This window comes from Enterococcus sp. LJL51 (assembly GCF_054871795.1).
In genome coordinates this window covers 35,761-54,021 of record NZ_JBTXLW010000016.1, presented here as the reverse complement: position 1 = coordinate 54,021, position 18,261 = coordinate 35,761, and the positions used below count along the sequence as shown (strand labels likewise).

The 18,261-nt window shown below is 37.9% G+C and carries 18 protein-coding genes; 16 read left to right on the top strand and 2 right to left on the bottom strand.

What is annotated here, in order from left to right; translation table 11 throughout:
• Nucleotides 1-187: 187 nt before the first annotated feature.
• From ACYSNQ_RS13915 to ACYSNQ_RS13900, 4 genes are all read left to right on the top strand, one after another.
• Nucleotides 188-1,705, top strand: coding sequence for a helix-turn-helix domain-containing protein (locus tag ACYSNQ_RS13915; RefSeq protein WP_426084181.1), 1,518 nt, complete (start codon nucleotides 188-190; stop codon nucleotides 1,703-1,705).
• Complete coding sequence (locus ACYSNQ_RS13910; RefSeq protein WP_426084180.1) at nucleotides 1,702-2,169, top strand: GNAT family N-acetyltransferase; 468 nt, start codon at nucleotides 1,702-1,704, stop codon at nucleotides 2,167-2,169. Before ACYSNQ_RS13915 ends, ACYSNQ_RS13910 begins: the two co-directional genes overlap by 4 nt.
• Before the next feature lie 91 nt (nucleotides 2,170-2,260).
• Nucleotides 2,261-3,571: a ribosome biogenesis GTPase Der gene (der, locus tag ACYSNQ_RS13905; protein WP_426084179.1), complete on the top strand. Its 1,311-nt coding sequence runs from the start codon at nucleotides 2,261-2,263 to the stop codon at nucleotides 3,569-3,571.
• A gap of 236 nt (nucleotides 3,572-3,807) precedes the next feature.
• Nucleotides 3,808-4,083: an HU family DNA-binding protein gene (locus ACYSNQ_RS13900; RefSeq protein ID WP_202057569.1), complete on the top strand. Its 276-nt coding sequence runs from the start codon at nucleotides 3,808-3,810 to the stop codon at nucleotides 4,081-4,083.
• A 289-nt stretch (nucleotides 4,084-4,372) separates the two neighbouring features.
• Here ACYSNQ_RS13900 and ACYSNQ_RS13895 read toward each other — a convergent pair whose 3' ends face one another.
• A complete protein-coding gene (locus tag ACYSNQ_RS13895) occupies nucleotides 4,373-5,380 on the bottom strand; it encodes a DUF5067 domain-containing protein (protein WP_426084178.1) in 1,008 nt (335 codons plus the stop codon).
• An 848-nt stretch (nucleotides 5,381-6,228) separates the two neighbouring features.
• Here ACYSNQ_RS13895 and ACYSNQ_RS13890 point away from each other — a divergent pair.
• From ACYSNQ_RS13890 to ACYSNQ_RS13875, 4 genes are all read left to right on the top strand, one after another.
• Complete coding sequence (locus ACYSNQ_RS13890; RefSeq protein WP_426084177.1) at nucleotides 6,229-7,413, top strand: hypothetical protein; 1,185 nt, start codon at nucleotides 6,229-6,231, stop codon at nucleotides 7,411-7,413.
• 254 nt (nucleotides 7,414-7,667) lie between these two features.
• Nucleotides 7,668-8,720 carry a hypothetical protein gene (locus ACYSNQ_RS13885; protein ID WP_426084176.1) on the top strand — a complete coding sequence of 351 codons (1,053 nt, stop codon included), beginning with the start codon at nucleotides 7,668-7,670 and terminating at the stop codon, nucleotides 8,718-8,720.
• A gap of 4 nt (nucleotides 8,721-8,724) precedes the next feature.
• Nucleotides 8,725-9,981, top strand: coding sequence for a tetratricopeptide repeat protein (locus ACYSNQ_RS13880; RefSeq protein ID WP_426084175.1), 1,257 nt, complete (start codon nucleotides 8,725-8,727; stop codon nucleotides 9,979-9,981).
• 11 nt (nucleotides 9,982-9,992) lie between these two features.
• Complete coding sequence (locus ACYSNQ_RS13875; RefSeq protein ID WP_426084174.1) at nucleotides 9,993-10,556, top strand: ReoY family proteolytic degradation factor; 564 nt, start codon at nucleotides 9,993-9,995, stop codon at nucleotides 10,554-10,556.
• Between the two features lie 63 nt (nucleotides 10,557-10,619).
• Here ACYSNQ_RS13875 and ACYSNQ_RS13870 read toward each other — a convergent pair whose 3' ends face one another.
• Entirely contained in the window at nucleotides 10,620-11,507 is an 888-nt protein-coding gene (locus tag ACYSNQ_RS13870) for a YitT family protein (protein WP_426084173.1), read from the bottom strand.
• A gap of 119 nt (nucleotides 11,508-11,626) precedes the next feature.
• Between ACYSNQ_RS13870 and ACYSNQ_RS13865 the strand changes: the two genes are divergently transcribed.
• The 8 genes from ACYSNQ_RS13865 to aroF all read left to right on the top strand — a co-directional run bounded on the left by ACYSNQ_RS13865 (nucleotide 11,627) and on the right by aroF (nucleotide 18,252).
• Nucleotides 11,627-11,971, top strand: coding sequence for a nucleotide pyrophosphohydrolase (locus ACYSNQ_RS13865; RefSeq protein ID WP_426084172.1), 345 nt, complete (start codon nucleotides 11,627-11,629; stop codon nucleotides 11,969-11,971).
• Entirely contained in the window at nucleotides 11,964-12,752 is a 789-nt protein-coding gene (dapB, locus tag ACYSNQ_RS13860) for a 4-hydroxy-tetrahydrodipicolinate reductase (RefSeq protein ID WP_426084171.1), read from the top strand. Before ACYSNQ_RS13865 ends, dapB begins: the two co-directional genes overlap by 8 nt.
• Nucleotides 12,749-13,966 carry a CCA tRNA nucleotidyltransferase gene (locus ACYSNQ_RS13855; protein WP_426084170.1) on the top strand — a complete coding sequence of 406 codons (1,218 nt, stop codon included), beginning with the start codon at nucleotides 12,749-12,751 and terminating at the stop codon, nucleotides 13,964-13,966. The genes dapB and ACYSNQ_RS13855 overlap by 4 nt, the downstream gene beginning before the upstream one ends.
• Nucleotides 13,966-14,328, top strand: a complete 363-nt coding sequence (locus ACYSNQ_RS13850) for a thioesterase family protein (RefSeq protein WP_426084169.1) — start codon at nucleotides 13,966-13,968, stop codon at nucleotides 14,326-14,328. The genes ACYSNQ_RS13855 and ACYSNQ_RS13850 overlap by 1 nt, the downstream gene beginning before the upstream one ends.
• A 77-nt stretch (nucleotides 14,329-14,405) precedes the next feature.
• Nucleotides 14,406-14,858 (top strand): hypothetical protein, encoded by a 453-nt coding sequence (locus ACYSNQ_RS13845; RefSeq protein WP_426084168.1) that lies wholly within the window; start codon nucleotides 14,406-14,408, stop codon nucleotides 14,856-14,858.
• A gap of 346 nt (nucleotides 14,859-15,204) precedes the next feature.
• A complete protein-coding gene (locus ACYSNQ_RS13840; RefSeq protein ID WP_426084167.1) occupies nucleotides 15,205-15,900 on the top strand; it encodes a hypothetical protein in 696 nt (231 codons plus the stop codon).
• Between the two features lie 426 nt (nucleotides 15,901-16,326).
• Nucleotides 16,327-17,196 (top strand): shikimate dehydrogenase, encoded by an 870-nt coding sequence (gene aroE / locus ACYSNQ_RS13835; protein ID WP_426084166.1) that lies wholly within the window; start codon nucleotides 16,327-16,329, stop codon nucleotides 17,194-17,196.
• Nucleotides 17,197-17,223: 27 nt separating this feature from the next.
• Complete coding sequence (aroF, locus tag ACYSNQ_RS13830) at nucleotides 17,224-18,252, top strand: 3-deoxy-7-phosphoheptulonate synthase (RefSeq protein WP_426084165.1); 1,029 nt, start codon at nucleotides 17,224-17,226, stop codon at nucleotides 18,250-18,252.
• Nucleotides 18,253-18,261 lie beyond the last annotated feature (9 nt).

Sequence of the window (18,261 nt, the reverse complement as noted above, 5' to 3'; positions counted from 1 at the left end):
GTGATTTCCTCCTTAATTAACTTTTTATAGCTTAAATTATAAGGAATAACTTAGAAATTATCAAATAAAGGGAAAAAATTCACTTTTTTTAAAAACTAAGAGAGAATGCCTTTTTCTTAACCTTTTGATAAAATATAAATGAAAACAAATCAAATTAACGAAATATATTTTTGAAAGTTGGTAAAAAATGATTGTGAAATTAATGCTTAATAAAAGTGAGCAGGAAAAGGTTGCCGTCTATCGATTGTTAGCTTCGCTCCCGGAAAACTCCTACAGTAAAAATGGACTGATGGATGAATTTTCTTTTTCCTATAATCGATTGTGTGCCGTTTTAGATGAAATAGATAAAGACCTGCAGCATTTATCTTCTGGACGGAAGACTCTTCTTTATAATGGAAAAGTTACTGTAGCTTCAGACATGCTGGAGTTAGAAAAATATATGACGTTTGTTTTGAAAGAAAGCATTACGCATAAATTTTTATTGGCACTTTTACTTGAGGAAGGGACAAGTGAGCAGTTTTGTTCCAAGTATCAGGTGAGTGAGTCCTATTTACGGAGGAATATCAAGAAGCTGATTACTTATCTAAACAGGTTTAAGGTGCATGTGACGATTTCTACTCTAAAAATCTCAGGAGATGAACGTTTGATTCGAATTCTTTTTACCTTTTTGATTTGGAATTCTTCGTTTGGAGAAGAGTTAATCATGCCGCCGCATTTGGTTGAAAAAATGATGCATGCCTTTGATCCAATATTGAAGCTGCCGCCTAAAGCAAATTATTCTTTTGGCTACAACCAGAGATTGAGACAGCTTCATGGTAAAATTCTCTATATTCGATTTAATCGAGGGCACTTTTTAAAAGATGATAAAGGTTATGATGCATTGATTGCAGAAAATTACACTGGCTGTTATCAGCTGCTCCAGGAAATTTTAGGGACCTCTGCCGAAATGGCCGATACTGAAGCCAGATTTTTAGCCTTTCTAGCATTTTATGGACCGACCTATTCGTTTGAGAATGATCCGCTGTTTGATGTTCCCCGAGGAGAATTGGAGCAGCGCTCGGAAGATATTTTTGCTTTTTTTACGTATTTCAATCAGAAAATTCTTCATCCTTTGCTGAAAAACTATCCTAATCCTAAGCGTGTGGTGCTGCTTGAAGCGAATCTTTCTAATATTTTTTTCAACTATCTGATTTTTAAACAACCGATTCCTTTTTTTAGTTTTTTTCAGCATGAAGCTTTCCAAAATGACCAAGTAATTTTTCCAATTATTTACCAAAGAATCAACGAATTTTTAACACTGCTATCCGAGAGAGGGTCATGGATTAAAAATTGCATTAAAGACATGACTCTTATCTTGACCCAACTGATTTTACCAACATTGAGAGAGCATCAAAAAAGTATCAAGCTGAATGTCTCAATTTTGTCAGTAGATAACTATGTTTATATTAATCGTGTAACCAGTTTACTAACTGATTTGAGTTTTGTAGAGCTAGTTCCCTATCAGGCAGCAGAGTGCCAAGCGATTGATTTACTTATTTATCCATCAAAATTATTTCAGCAAGTTGATGAGACCCTGCCGTCAATTACATTAGTCCCAGCTTTACCACAGGAAGAAGTCTTTTCCGTTTACGAACAGATGAAGGTGTTGTATGAAGAGAAGCTTAGAAACTACTTTATGGCTATCTTGGAAGAGGGGAATAAATGATAAGGATTCGCAGGAGTATACGAGAAGATATAGCAGAACTGGCTAAACTAAGAGTTTGTTTTTTTGAGGAAGAAAATGTTTTGGATAAAGATAAAAAAATAATGCTAGAGCAAAAAACAATTGCCTATCTTGACCAGCATTTGGATAATGATTTAATTATTTGGCAAGCAGAAAGCCGGGAAAGAGTCATCGCAACGGCCTTTTTGGAAATTGCCGAGCGACTTCCTCATCCAGCACGTCCTAATGGAAAGATTGGAACTCTTTTAAATGTCTACACAGATAAAGCCTTCCGCAGGCAGGGAATTGCTCAACAGCTGGTAGCAGCTCTAATCACTGAGGGACGAGAAAGTGGTCTGGATAAAATTGAATTACTGGCGACAGAATCCGGCTTTCCTGTTTATCAAAGACTGGGATTCAAAGAGAGTCAGCTTCCTGATAAGCAGATGGTGCTTGAATTTGAATGAGTATGAGGGATTTCTTGAATTTCCCTTGCATAATCACTGAATTATAAGGTAAACTAGACAGGATTGAAAACTGTCAAGGAGGTAGTTTTATATGGCAAATCCAACACTAGCAATTGTCGGTCGTCCAAATGTAGGAAAATCGACAATTTTTAATCGTATAGCCGGGGAACGTATTTCAATTGTTGAAGATACGCCGGGAGTTACCAGAGATCGAATTTACGCAAAAGGTGAATGGCTGGGACGTGAGTTTAGCATCATTGATACTGGAGGGATTGATTTAGGCGACGAGCCCTTTATGGATCAAATCAAGCATCAGGCTGAGATTGCGATTGATGAAGCGGATGTAATTATTTTAGTAGCAAGCGGACGTGAAGGAGTAACCGATGCAGATGAAATGGTTGCGAAAATTCTTTACCGAAGTAAGAAACCAGTTATTTTAGCAGTTAATAAAGTAGATAATCCTGAAATGCGGGCAGAAATCTATGAATTTTATTCTCTTGGACTGGGAGAACCCTTTCCGGTATCAGGAAGTCATGGTCTGGGCATTGGCGATGTACTTGATGAAGCAGTTAAGCACTTTTCAACTGAGCCTGAGGAAGAAGAAGAAGGGCTGATTAAGTTCAGTCTGATTGGTCGTCCAAATGTAGGGAAATCCTCTTTAATCAATGCGATTTTAGGAGAAGAACGGGTCATTGTTTCCGAAATTGAAGGAACAACCAGGGATGCGATTGATACTTATTTCGAATCCGAAAATGGCCAGCGCTTCTTGATGATTGATACAGCTGGTATGCGTAAGCGGGGCAAGGTATATGAAACCACTGAAAAATACAGTGTCATGCGTGCGATGCGTGCGATCGAACGCTCCGATATTGTTTTAATGGTTCTAAACGCCGAAGAAGGAATTCGAGAGCAGGACAAAAAGGTTGCCGGATTTGCTCATGAAGCTGGGCGAGGAATCGTAATCGTTGTGAATAAGTGGGATACAGTCAAAAAAGAAACCAATACAATGCGTGAATTTGAAGAAGAAATCAGAGATGAGTTTCAATATCTTGATTATGCGCCGATTATCTTTGTTTCAGCTGTAACCAAACAACGTCTTAATAAGCTGCCTGAGCTGATTGAAAGTGTCAGCATGAATCAGAGTCTTAGAATTCCGTCTGCTGTATTAAACGATGTTATTATGGATGCTGTGGCTATTAATCCAACACCAACTGATAAAGGGAAACGTTTGAAAATCTTTTACGCGACGCAAGTAGCTGTAAAACCGCCGACCTTTGTCATTTTTGTAAATGAGGAAGAGCTGATGCATTTCTCTTATGCCCGTTTTTTGGAAAATCAGATCAGACAAGCCTTTACGTTTGAAGGAACACCGATTCGAGTTATTCCTAGAAGAAGAAAATAGTGCATTCTACCATACTTTTTGAAATTGTACAAACATATTTAGAGAAAACACATCTTTTTGAAAAAAACTCACTAAAAAACGTCAAAAACCTTGCTATTACTAGCTTCCTATGATATCGTGTTAACAGAATATTGATTCGTTCAATATTTATATTTTGTTTTTGGACCACTCAAAAGCGGAATACATTTGGTGTCTATTTTAGACATCCTATCCTTATGGAGGAGGTGAAATAATCCATGGCAAACAAAGCAGAATTAATCGAAAGCGTTGCATCTTCAACTGGTTTAACTAAAAAAGACGCAACTGCAGCAGTAGATGCTGTATTTTCAACAATTCAAGAAACACTTGCTAAAGGTGAAAAAGTTCAATTAATCGGTTTTGGTAATTTTGAAGTCCGCGAACGTGCTGCACGTAAAGGACGCAACCCACAAACTGGTAAAGAGATCCAAATCGCTGCAAGCAAAGTGCCTGCGTTCAAACCAGGTAAAGCGTTGAAAGATGCTGTTAAATAGAGCGATCTGAGGAACCCTTGATTTTTTTCAAGGGTTTTTTTCTTTATACATGTCTATCTAAAAGGAATTTTTGTCTTTTTTCCAAAGAAAACATAACAAGTTATAAATCAAATCGTGTTGATAGAACAAAAAACTAAATAAGATCATAGAGCTGAGAATAAAAATTTGTTTAAAAATATGCTAAAGCTGTTAACGCTAAAAAACCATAGAACGGATAATAAAGTCTAATACCTGCAAAAGCTGTAGAGGCAATTCAATCCGGTTCTATGGTTTTTTTATTAATTAAGTTTTATTTTGGTTTAGTGTTCGCATTTTTCTTAAAGGCTTTCGCAACATCTGCTGAAGTAAAGGTCTCAGAAGCAATGCTGTTTTCTCCGCTTACGCTGAACAAAAGCTCATCGCCTACGCTCACAGTAATGTCCTTATCATCACCAGTGATGGCGAAATCAACAACACCATCAATTTTTGCTCCTGGTTTGATATTTAAGCGGCTATTAGCATCCAATTTATCAAATAATTTGTACGAGAACAGGTGACCGCCGAAGGCTAAAGAATCCTTAGATACATCATCTTCTTCTGTTACGTAAAGATAATCAAGAACTTTCATTAACGGTTCAAAATTTTCTGTTCCGGTATTTTCAATGGTGTAGTAGACGACAACCAAACCTTTGTCCTTCGTATAAGAGGGCATATTTTGGAAGAAATCAACTTTTGTAATTGTCAGCTTTACTGTATCATCTTCAATTGTAGCTTTTGCAACAGAATCAGCTGGCGCATTTTCAGCTTCAGAAGATTCAGATGTTTCTGTCGTTTGCTTTGTCTTCTCTTTAGTGCTCTCTTCGGTAGAAGAATCAGCTGCTTTTTCTGAGGATGAATCATCAGATTTCTTGTCATAAGGCGTAAGAACTGCATCATTTAATGTTTCAAACTCTTTGCTGCTGTCTTTTGAAGTATTAACTAATTTATAACCGTCGCCTTTTTTGGTTAGCTTTATTTTATTGTCAATAGCCATATCCTCGTTTGTTACGTGAAGTGTATTGCCGCTAAGTTTGTAATCCATAGTAATTTGAATCGAGCTGATTAATTCATCGCCGAACTCACCATAGTCCTCATCTTCATCCATATAGGGAGTGAAGGTCATCGTTTTTTCGGTAAAAGCCAGAACCATACTAGGTGTTTCATCACCTACGGCAACCTTCCAATCATTTTTCATCAAATCTTTTTCTGAAACGCCTGAGCTACATGCTGAAAGCACAAATAGAACAACTATTCCTAACAAATAAACCCCTTTTTTCATTTTCTTTCCTCATTTCCATCATCATAATTATTTCTATTTTTTTTGGCAAAACGATTCAGTATTGCAATTGGCTTGTCTGTAATCTAAACAATTTTTTATCACGCGTCACTGCTTGGTATCATTGATGCCATCCCGAACAGCAAGGCGGATAACAACATATAATGCAGCTAGTCCCAATCCTGCATACAATAGCGAAAAAAGTATAGACATGTACAAGCCTCCTTACTATATTTCAATAGTTGTTTCATCTGTCATCAGAAGATAAACAATTGACTAAAATTCGAAGAAGAACAATTTGATAGTCAACAGCTCTGATTAAAATAAAGTGTGAGCAGTGCAATCTGTTTCATTTCTAAATAGATTCTATTAAACATTCCATGAAATAGGCAGCCTGCCTTCAGCAGAATAAGAGACATACCCAGAGATGAATAGCTGCTATAGAACAGTGGAAACTTTCTATTTATCCAATGGGTGACTTCAAACCTGCAGATAGAACAAATGAAAAAGCGCCTTTTTTGTTTAGTAGAATTTATATATTAAGTATACAGGAACAATGCCAAGATATTAATAGCAGAATGCTAAATTAATTGGGAAAATTTTTATAGCTACCATTAGAAGAAACTGAAAAGTAAAAAAATATTATTTCTAAAAATATATCAAAATAGTAAAATAAATTTATGATAAAAGAATAAAAAAAACTTTAATATTATTTTATCTTTATGTATACTATAACTAAGGAAGAACAATTTGATTATAAGAATATTATGATTAGATTTATTCTTGCCTAAAAAATAAGTAGAATAATGAGTAAAATAGAAACTCATTATTTTGTAAAAAGGAGATTGGAAATGAAAAAAACAAAAATGTTCATGTTGGGTATCGGACTATCTATGACGGTGTTGGGAGGAAGCCAGGTATCTGCAGAAACAATTAACCGTCAGATTACTTTTACTGAAAACCTCCCAAGTTATAGCAGTGGAGTCTTTGAAAGCTTAAATCCTGAAGTGATAAGTTTAACTAATAACAATCGTTTTGTTGCACATAAATATGGCCAAACATTTATTGATGCTGTGACGGATGGTAAATACAGCCGTTCGATTGCCGAGGTGGATGACTATGGGCGCAGTCGTGATGGAGAAGCTTTTGATATTACAGATAACAGCATGGTTGAAGGTGAGTTTTATCATGGACATGATCAGGATGACTTTACCTTTACAGCACAACAAACAGGTACTTATGTTCTTTTCTTTACGACAAGAGACAAAAATTTGAAAAATTACAATGCCAGTCTTTATAGTGAAGATGGCGAAACCTCTGAATCACTATCACTAATTGTTCCTTTTGAAGATGACTATACAACAAATGAAGGCTATATTGAAGTTGATTTACTTGCAGGAATGAACTACACATTAAATCTTTCTAGTGATTTATATTCTAGCGGACGCTATTCATTTGATATTTCTTTAAAAGAAAATTCATACTATTCTGCTAGTTATTATGAGATGGTTCTTGAAATTGGTCAATCAACTTATATTGAAGAAGGCAACTGGACAAGTGAAAACCCTGACGTTATTTCAATAGATGGAAATCGAGCAATAGCTAAAAAATACGGAAAAACATTTGTGACAGCAACAACGAATGGAAAATACATGCGCAAGATAGTTAGTGTTGACGACTACGGTCGAGCAAGAGATGGTAATGAATTTGAAATTACCGATAACAGCAGTATTGCCGGCGAGTTTTATTATGGCCATGAGATGGATGACTTCAGCTTCACTGCAACAAGAACAGGAGCTTATACAATTAGTTTTGAATCAAGAGATAGAAATATCAAAGTATGCAATATTTACGTAGCGAATATAGAAGGTGAAATTCTTGGAGACCAGCTTATTTGGGGCTATGATAATTCAAGTGGTTATATTGAAGAAAAAATTGAAGTTGAGCTTATTGAAGGACAAAAGTACTTTTTGAACTCAAGCAGCGATTTATATACCAGCGGTAAGTATCTGATTGAGATTACACCAAATAATTAATCCTTAATTACTTTAAAGAAAATGATAGATAAAAGCAAAACGAACTACTTTCAAATGAAAGTAGTTCGTTTTTTTGCTGCTTACAGCTAAAAGCTGTTAAAATCCCATAGTAGTTGCTGGTAAAGAGCAGTCATAAGAACATAGCATCTTACTTTTATGGTAAAATCTAAAGAAACAGTTCTCTGCAACTCGTAAAAACCTTATCGTTATATTCAGTTATAAAAACATGGTAAAATGAAGCAAGGAGGTGTCCTATGGAACTTGTCTATCAGAAAAACAAACAGGAAAGTCTTGTTATTTATGGGGAGACGACTGCTTCACTGGTGAAAAATAAATCTTTTGCTAATAAGCATATCTTGTTGATGACAAATCAAAAATATTATGATTTGTTTTCAGATAAGCTGATTAAGCTATTCAACAATCCAGAGGATTTGGATTGGTACATTTGTAAAAATGATGTACACTGTAATAACTTCACTGAACTTGAAGCCTTATTGACCTTTCTGAAGCCTTTTTCCGCATCAAAGGAATACTTGTTGATTGGTTTGGGAAATGAAGGGGTCATGGAGCTTTCCGGCTTCGCTGCCCAGACGACTCTGCTTAGTACAGAGATATGGCATTTACCTTTGTCAATTCAATCGCTGAGTGCTTCTTTGTCTGGAAATGGGACAGTAGTTATGGGACACAAAGAAATGTTGTCAGTACCCGCCTTGGCAAAACAGATAATTTATGATCAGACAATGATTCGGCGGGAAGGAGATAGCCAACTCGTTGATTTCATGATTTTTATTCGTTGCGGTTTAGTGTGCAGCCATGAATTTCTAAGAGAGCTGTATAAGAATTTTAGTGATCAGCAGCGGTTGAAACAGCAATCGTTTACTGGGTTACTGGAGGCGTTGCTCCAATTCAATAGAGACAAAGGAACAGAGCTGCAGAGCTTTGGGCTGCTGTTTGAACGAGCATTTTATACGGTAGATGGCGGACATTTGCTATCTGGCTACATGAAATCATTATTAGGGACATTGTTACAGCTATTATTATCCCAGCAAAAAAAAGAATTTTCATTTCATTATAAAAATTTTCTGATTTGGTTGACTCGCTTAGGCTATCCGCTTGAGTTCCCAGAACAGATATTCATCAGTGACTATGTTCAGGAAATCTTGAATTGTATGGATGAGCTGGGAGAGATTATGATTCTAACCGATATCGGAAAAGCCGGTGTGAGAGAACGTGTTGAACCGGAAGAGCTACTTGAAGCACTGGAAGAGTATAAGCGTATCGTTGAAAATATAAAAAAAGGATTGTGAAGAAATGTCATATAGTGAAAAAATGCTTCAGGCACTTCATGGAGAAGAGCTGGCAGAGGCACAGCTGATGTTTGAAGAAGCATTGAGAAAAGATGATGAAGATACACTTAGCGAGCTCGGCGAAGAACTTCTTTCATTAGGATTTTTAGAAGAAGCGAAGCAGATATTTGAACAGTTATTGGAAAAACATCCGGATGCAGATGGTTTAAATTTACCGCTAGCCGAAATTGCGATTGAAAATGATGATTTTGATGGAGCGCTGGAGCTTTTAGGCAAAATAAGTACTGAAAGTCCCAATTATCCGCAAAGCTTGCTGGTACAAGCAGATATGTATCAAGTAATGGGAATCCCAGAGGTAAGTGAGACAAAGTTGAAGGAGGCTCAACAGCTGCTTCCTGATGAACTGCTGATTCGTTTTGCTTTGGGTGAACTGTATTTTGTAACAGGCCAGTTTGCTGAAGCAATTGAAGAGTATACGGAGTTGTCTGCTGCAGGAGAAGTAGATATTTCCGGTGTCTCAATCAATGAACGCTTAGGAACGAGCTACAGCATGCTGGGACAGTTTGAAGAAGCAGTACCATTTTTGGAAAACAGCTTAAAAGAAGGACAGTCTGATGACCGATTGTTTCAATTAGGCTTTACTTATGTCCAAATGCATGAAAATCAAAAAGCAATCATTTTATTCCAGCAGCTGCGGGCTTTGAATCCAAATTATTCATCAGTCTATCTATATCTGGGAGAAGCTTTACAAGAAGAGGAATTACTTGAGGAAGCTCAAGAAGTTCTAGCAGAGGGAATAAAAGAAAATCCTTTTCAAGTGGAGCTTTATCAGCTTGCCTCTGAAAATGCTTATCGGCTTCATGATGTAGCAGAAGCAGAACGATTGTTGAAAGCAGCAATCGAGCTAGGCGAGAAAACAGATGAATCATTGTTGACGCTGAGCAACCTCTACCGCACAGAAGAGCGTTTTGAAGAAGTCATCGCTGTATTAGAGCAAATGGACGAAAAGGGACATCCCTATGCAGAATGGAACCTTGCTAATGCGTATAATGAACTAGAAGAGTTTAGTCAGGCAAATGTCCATTATCAACAGGCCTATCAGGACCTGGCACATGAACCTGAGTTTTTAAAAGAATACGGTATTTTTTTAAGAGAAGAAGGACAATTGACGCAGGCCAAAGAGCTGCTCCAGCATTATTTGGCTCATGAGCCTGGAGATAATGAGGTGGCTTCTCTGCTTGACGATTTAGAGGAAAGCTAGGTGGTTTATTAATGAATATCAACGTAGCTGAAAAAAAGAGTTTTCTCGTTTGGCTGATTAACAATGTTTCCTTTAGTAAAAGAGAGATTATCTGGATATTAAATTATCTGGTGAACCATGAAACGATTTTAAATAATGTTACCTTTGTAGAGTATGCACATAAAGCAGATCGAGGAATTCGAATTACTGCAGCAGAAATGGAACAGGAGCCCATCACACTATTTTTAAAGGGCAAGTCGTTTACAGATACAGATCAGATTTTCCACGAAATTCGTATGAACTGGAAAAATCCTCTTTATTTAGAATGCGTCTTTGACAGCGCCTTTCAAAATTCAGATTATCTTTCTATTTTGGAGGACAACCCATTTTCTCCATGGAAAGAGAATATTAGTGAAGAGACTGTACAAAAAATTGATCATTATTTTGAACGGGAAGAGCAGCAGGCACGTTTAGAACTGCTGCGCACTCAAATTGATCAGGCTCTGGAAGATGGCAACTATGAGGCGTTTTTAGAATTATCTGATGAGTTTAATCGCATGAGAACACAGCTAAATGGACCGAAAACGCAAAAATAAAAAGCATCCCCTGACAAACGGATAAACAGCTTGTCAGGGGATGCTTTATTATTGATTTACTTGCTAGTTTGTTACTTTCTTTTTAAAGAGTTTTTTTGTTGGTTTCGCATAAGTAAAGCCTTCGCCGATTGCTTCATGCACATTAATGACGGAGATGAAGGCTTTCGGGTCCAACTCATGGACTATACGTTTTACCTCAATAATTTCACTGGGACTAACGACTACATATAAAATCTTTTTATCTATCTGAGAATAGCCGCCCTCGCCAGATAAATAAGTAACGCCTCTTTCTAAAAGCATCATGACTACTTCGCCAATATCTTCTGAATGATTGGAAATCACCAGCATGCCTTTTGCAGAATAAGCACCATCCAAGACTGAGTCAACAATTTTACTGAACACAAATGAAACAATTAACGTATACATCATGCGTTTAACATCCAAATAGGACAAGGAAAGCGTTAAAACTAAGACATCAAAGAGCAACAGAGAGCGTCCCATGCTAACCCCGTTTTTCTTTTCAAGAATACGGGCAATTACATCGCTGCCGCCGGTCGTTCCACCTACGCGGTAAATAAGTCCGCTGCCGACACCACCAGCTAAGCCGGCAAGAAGAGAGGCGATCAGGAGATCGTGATCCAAATTAATTTCAACTGGGAATCTTTGCCAGATCCATAAGAAAGCAGATAGGGATAGTGTTCCGATAATTGTATAATAAAAGGTACGTTTCCCAAGAATTTTACCGCCTATTAGAATTAAAGGGATATTGATTATCAGAGTAGAATAGGCAGGATCTATTTTGAATAAAGCAAGTAGAATGAGGGTAATCCCAGTTACGCCGCCTTCTGCAAGATTATTTGCAATATTAATATTAACCAAACCAAACGCATAAAGAGCAGTACCAAGTAGAATGACTGCGATGTCTTTTACATAAAAATTTTTTTCTTCCATTTACTCACATCCTTTTCCTTCATCACTTTATCATTCTAAAACAAAAACGACAAGAAGAATCTTTTCAATATCAGGAGTTTTTGATAAGATGAGAAAGAAAGAAGGTTGGAGACGATATGATGCAAAATGAAAAAACGCTGGAACAAATGCAGCAGGAAGTGGATAGCTATATCCAGCAGTTTAAAACAGGCTATTTTTCTCCATTGAGCCAACTCGCCCGTTTGACAGAAGAAGTTGGGGAGCTGGCACGTGAAATCAATCATTATTACGGAGAAAAGCCTAAAAAGATAGATGAACAGCCAAAAACAGTAGAAGAAGAGCTGGGAGATGTTCTCTTTGTCACAATGATTATGGCTAATTCTCTTGATATTGACTTAACAGAAGTGTTTAATAGAAATATGGAAAAGTTTAACCAAAGAGATAAATACCGCTTTGAAAGAAAGGATGGAAAAACACATGATTAAAGTAACAATCGCCGGATTTAAAGGAAAAATGGGTAGTACTGCCGTAAAAATGGTTCTTGACCATCCTGAACTTGCGTTAGTCAGCGTAGTAGATCCTTTTTCTGAGGAAAAAAACATAAATGAACTGCCGGAATATAACGGAACAGATGTACCAGTTTTCAAAACGAAAGAAGACGTTCTTCAAACCAAACCAGATGTTTGGATTGATTTTACTATACCAACAGTTGCTTATGAGAATACGTATTTTGCTTTAGACAATCAAATTGCTCCCGTTGTTGGTACAACAGGATTCACTGAGGAACAAATCAATGAACTGAAGCTTCTTTCTGTTGCAAAGAAAACTGGTGGCTTGATTGCGCCTAATTTTGCGGTCGGAGCTGTTTTGATGATGCAGTTTGCCCAAAAAGCTGCCGCCTATTTTCCTGATGTGGAGATTATTGAGCTTCATCATGACAACAAACTGGATGCGCCAAGCGGCACAGCCATCAAAACAGCTGAAATGATGGCTGAAACCCGCAAGACAAAACAGCAGGGACATCCTGAAGAGCAAGAACTGATCCCAGGAGCTAGAGGTGCTGATTTTGAAGGAATGAAGATTCACAGCGTTCGTCTTCCGGGACTGATTGCTCATCAGCAGGTTCAATTTGGCGGAACTGGAGAAGGGTTGCTGATTCGCCACGACTCGTATGACCGCAGCTCATTTATGACTGGTGTAGCGTTGGGCTGTCAAAAAGTTGTAGGGCTTAAAGAGTTAGTGTACGGATTGGAAAATCTGCTATGAAATTAGAGGAGCTGCCGGAAGAATTCATCAAAGCTGCCAGTGTAATTGATGAAATTCAACAGCATGATTTTGAAGCTTATTTTGTCGGAGGGAGTGTCCGCGACACCCTTTTAGGAAAAACCAGTCATGATGTAGATATTGCTACTAGTGCCTATCCAGAGGAAATAAAGCAAATATTTAAGCGGACGGTTGATGTGGGCATTGAACATGGGACAGTGCTTGTTCTACATGGTGAAGAGAGCTACGAAATCACTACCTTTCGAACAGAATCCACCTATCAGGATTATCGTAGACCCGATAGTGTGACTTTTGTCCGATCCTTAGAAGAAGATTTAAAGCGTCGAGATTTCACAATCAATGCGCTAGCTATGGAAAAAAATGGTCAAATTATCGACTTATTTAATGGTTTGACGGACTTGGCAGACGGTATGATTCGAGCCGTGGGAAATGCAAAGGAGCGTTTTCATGAAGACGCGTTGCGAATGATGCGAGCCGTGCGTTTCGCCAGTCAGCTTGATTTTGCTATTGAACAGGAAACCTTGAATGCGATTTACACCTATCATTCGCTGCTTTCAAAAATATCAGTTGAACGGATTGCAGTTGAATTTTCAAAACTGCTTCTTGGAAAGGATCGGCTAAAAGGTTTGTCCCCATTCATTGAAACAGGCTGCTATCAAAGCTGCCCTGGATTGGAAGGAAAAGGACGGGAATTATTTTGCTTTTCAGAATTGCCGAATCGCCAAATTGAGGAAGAACGGCAAGCTTGGACTCTTCTCGTGAAAGAGCTAGTCATTCAGCCAGAAGAGATTTGTCCCTTCTTGAAAGAGTGGAAGCTGTCCAATCAAATGATTCATGACGTAACAGAGCTTTCCTATGGTCTGACACAGCGGCTTCAGGGAGAATGGCTGGCAACAGACTTATTTCGATTGGGCTTGGACCTGGTATTATCTGTTGAAGAACTGTTGTTTTATTATAATCAAGAGGTTAAGCTAAAAGAAACAGCAAATAAGTATGAACAACTGCCGATTAAGAGCCGGAAAGAACTAGCGGTTACTGGAAATGATTTATTGACGGTTATAAATCAGAAGCCAGGAAAATGGCTGGGCCAACTGATTGATGAATTAGAGAAAAAGGTCGTAACTGGTGAACTAGTCAATGAGCAAGAAGCTTTGCTAGTGTATGCCAAAAATCAGCTGAACAAGGAGGGAAAATAGTGAGCAAGTACGCTAAGAAATTTATTGTTAGTGAACAAGATACTGCAAAAAAAGCGGGTTCTGGTGATTTAGATGTATTGGCAACGCCCGTTATGGTAGCTATGGTAGAGAATACGGCAAAAGACTATTTAAAAATCGAGCTGACAGATGAAGAAACGAGTGTAGGCACTAGAATAGAAATCGATCATCTGAAGGCTTCAAAAATTGGAGCCGAGCTATCTGTTGAAGTGATTTGTGATTTTCAGGAAAAAAGAAGAAGGGGCTACTCCTTTGAAGTGTATGATAATGGCGTGCTTGTAGGTAAAGGCAGGCATGAGCGTGCGGTTGTTTTAACAGAATTATTTTTGAGTAGACTTGGATAAGCAGATGTTTAGTCACTTTTGCATAAATATGCTAAACTAAATATGGTGTTAAGAATTTATTATAAGGAGAAAATATTATGGCAAGAGAAATGACTGGGTTAAAATTTTATTTCAGAAATGGCGAAACTTGGACAATCGGACGCCGTTATATCGGTGATTTGTGGATTAAACAAATTACAACAAGCTTTGGACGCATTAACGGTAGTGAATTTGTAGAGATTCATCCATGTGCCGGCTTTAAAATTGAAATTTTTCAAGAGGGAGATCATGTACAAACACATGATATCAATATGGGCGGTCTGGAATCAGGCATGTTTGCCCGTGCATTGAAATATGAAGATATTGAACGAATGGAAATACTATACAAAAGCGGTACGCCAGATTTAGTGTACTTCCCATATAAAGACAAATCTGATGAAGGTTTGGATAATCAATATCAGTCAACAAAAGTCAGTGAAAAAACAAACAGCTTATACATTGTTATTGATCCTACACAAACAGTTGATGATGTATACGCTTCAGAATTTTAAACTAAGTATTCAGTTCTACCTTAGTTGAACAAAAACTGAATGAAATCACAAAGCTTGAAATGAAAATCAGAGGAGTTCTGATTTTGTTTCAAGCTTTTCTAATAGTATGAGGGCACTCCCTCAAGTACCTAACAGCTATGCTTGCGGCTTTAAATCGATTATCACGGAGCTGGATACATTCATCTGAAAACCCTCTGCATTCGTCAATTTGACAAGTGCGGAGGGTTTTCAAGCTTTTTCATTCAAAGGGACAACACTATCGTAATAATCTGTCAGCATATCGTTATATTTTTTACATTTAACTGTTACAAGCAACCCATATACTTAGTAGTTATGGAGGGATCTTATGACGTTTACTAAACATCTACAAAAAGCCGGATATCTGTTAATTAGAAGCTTAAACGCACTGATGAGAAGAAAAGGTTATTTTTTCTCTTTCTGTTTAGTTGGGATGTTATATTTTCTCTTATTTTTTTCTATCTATTGGAGCAACTTCTTCACCTTTTGGATTCATTGGGAAACAGAGCTTATAGAAAAAAGTCAGGATATTTACACCGCTCAAGCAGCTCAGCCTTTGCTGATGCTGTTGAAAAGCTTTAGAATCGGGACGATTATTTTATCCAATGCTTTTTTTCTAGCAGGACTTTTCTATACAAAGAATCTTTATAGACAAATTGCACTTATTGAAAAAGAGGCGTTCTACATCGAGAGGATGCTTGGCGAGCAGACGTCAGTCATTAGTTTGACCTTTGTTGCTGAGGCATTCTATGTTATGGCAGCGGCAGGTCTTGCCGCCATGTTTTTGTCTAGAGCAGCACTGAAGAAAATACTTGGGGATATCTCAAACTTAGGCGGACTAAAACAAGTGATTTCAGACTATCAGTTAGGAAATATGCTGACCATACTCGTTTTTCTATTGCTGCTAGTATTAACTCTGGCTGTTATTTTTAGAGCTGTTTTCAAGCAAGTCGATTCTGAACAACTGAATCAACCAGCTAGTGAGGAACAATCGAGAGAAGGGGATCTTGAGAACGACAAATAACTTACAAAAAACGATGGTCAGTTATCAATAGATACTGTTATTTTCTTTAATTTTCTGAAATTATTTTTACTATTTCTGATAAAAGTGTTGACAAGCTTTTTTGAGACGTATATACTTATGTCAATCTTAAAAACAGTAGTGGAGTGATTGACATGAACAAGACAAATCAGAAACATTCACAACTGAATAAGTATTACTTTAGCTATTTTAGATGAGTTTGTATTCATGAGATTCATGGGTGCAAACAGTGCATAACGCAAGTTTGTATCTATGATGGCTAAGGGATTTCAACATGACTTTCAAGCCGCATAGATGAAAATCTATAGTGGCTTTTTATTTTATCTTTTTTCAAGGTATTCGCTGTAGATTGTTTTAATTTACTGCGAATACCTTGTTTTTATTTTACAAAATGATGGAGGTTGAAGAATGGAAAAGAAGATTACAGGTCACACTCGGTTGGTTGGATTGTTTGCAGAGCCAATTCGTCACAGTGTGTCTCCAATGATCCAAAATGCTGCGTTTGAAGAACTCGGGATTGACGCAGTGTATCTGGCATTTGAACTGGGAACAGATCGACTGCCGCAGGCAATTGAGTCTATCCGTAATCTGGAAATGCTGGGAGCCAATTTATCCATGCCAAACAAAATGGCGGCTGTTCCGCTAATGGATGATTTAAGCGAAGCAGCAAAATTAGTAGGAGCAATCAATACAATCGTTAATCAGAATGGTCATTTGACTGGTCATATTACGGACGGTACGGGTTTTATGCGAAGCCTAAAGGATCAGGGCGTGGAAATTATCAATGGGAAAATGACCATTATTGGTGCAGGTGGCGCAGCAACTGCGATTATCGTTCAGGCGGCGTTAGATGGTGTAAAAGAAATTGCAGTCTATAACCGCAAAGATGAGTTTTATGAACGGGTAAAGGAAAAGCTGGCTTACGTCGCAGCCAACACTCAATGCAGCATCACCTTACATGACTTGGGAGACGAAGAACTTTTGTCAGAGGATGTAAAGAACAGCCAACTCCTAATAAATGCAACTGGAGTTGGCATGAAACCGGATGTAGAGGCAACACCCATTCAGGATTTCTCTATTATTCGTCCGGATTTAGCAGTTTTTGATGTTATTTATACACCAAGAGAAACCCGCTTTTTAAGAGAAGCAAAAGCTCGAGGCGCCAAAACAGCAAACGGCTTAGGTATGCTGCTATATCAAGGAGCTGCAGCTTTTGAGCTCTGGACAGGTAAAGAAATGCCAATTAACAAAGTAAAACCAATTATAGAAAATAGTTAAGAATAAACTACTCAGGGGGAAATTATTATGATCGTTATTATGAAAGCAAGCGCAACGAAGGAACAAGTGGATTCAGTGATTAAACGAGTGAAAAAAGAAGGCTTGGATGTACAAATAAACCAGGGGAAGGATCATGTTGTGATTGGCCTGCTGGGGGATACAAGAAAAATGCAGGACGTTGCTTTCAATAGCTACGAAGGGGTAGAAAATACAGTTCGTATTTCAAATACCTACAAATTAACATCAAGAGAATTTCATCCGCAAGATACAGTCGTTGATGTTGATGGTGTTAAAATTGGAGACGGTAATTTTGTTACAATGGCAGGTCCTTGTTCTATTGAAGGTCTTGATCAAATCAGAGAATGTGCTCGTATAGCAAAAGAAGGGGGCGCAACGATTCTTCGAGGAGGAGCATTTAAGCCGCGGACTTCTCCATACGCCTTCCAAGGGTTGGAAGAAGAAGGGTTGAAATTTATTCGTCAGGCTGCTGATGAATTCGGCATGAAGGTTATCACTGAAGTTATGGATGAAGGACACATCGATATGGTGGCAGAATACAGCGATATTCTTCAAATTGGTGCTAGAAACATGCAGAACTTTAAATTGCTGGCCTCAGTTGGTAAAACAGGAAAACCAATTGGGTTGAAGCGGGGAATTTCCGGAACGATTGATGAATGGCTTAATGCAGCCGAATACATTGCTGTTCAAAACAACAACAACGTTATCTTTATTGAACGGGGAATTCGGACCTACGAAACAGCTACACGGAATACCTTCGATTTAAGTGCAGTTCCGCTGATTAAAAAGCTGAGCCATTTTCCAATCATTGTTGACCCAAGTCACGGAACAGGAATCTGGGATTTAGTTCCCCCAATGGCTCGTGCTGGAGTAGCTGCAGGCGCAGACGGCATGATTGTAGAAATCCATCCGGATCCTGCAAATGCTTGGTCAGACGGACCGCAGTCATTAAATGAAAAAACATACCTGAAAATGATGCGGGAAGTTCAAGTAATGGAAAAAGCAATGAAAGAAATCAAGGCATTAGAAGGTAAATGACATGGGGTA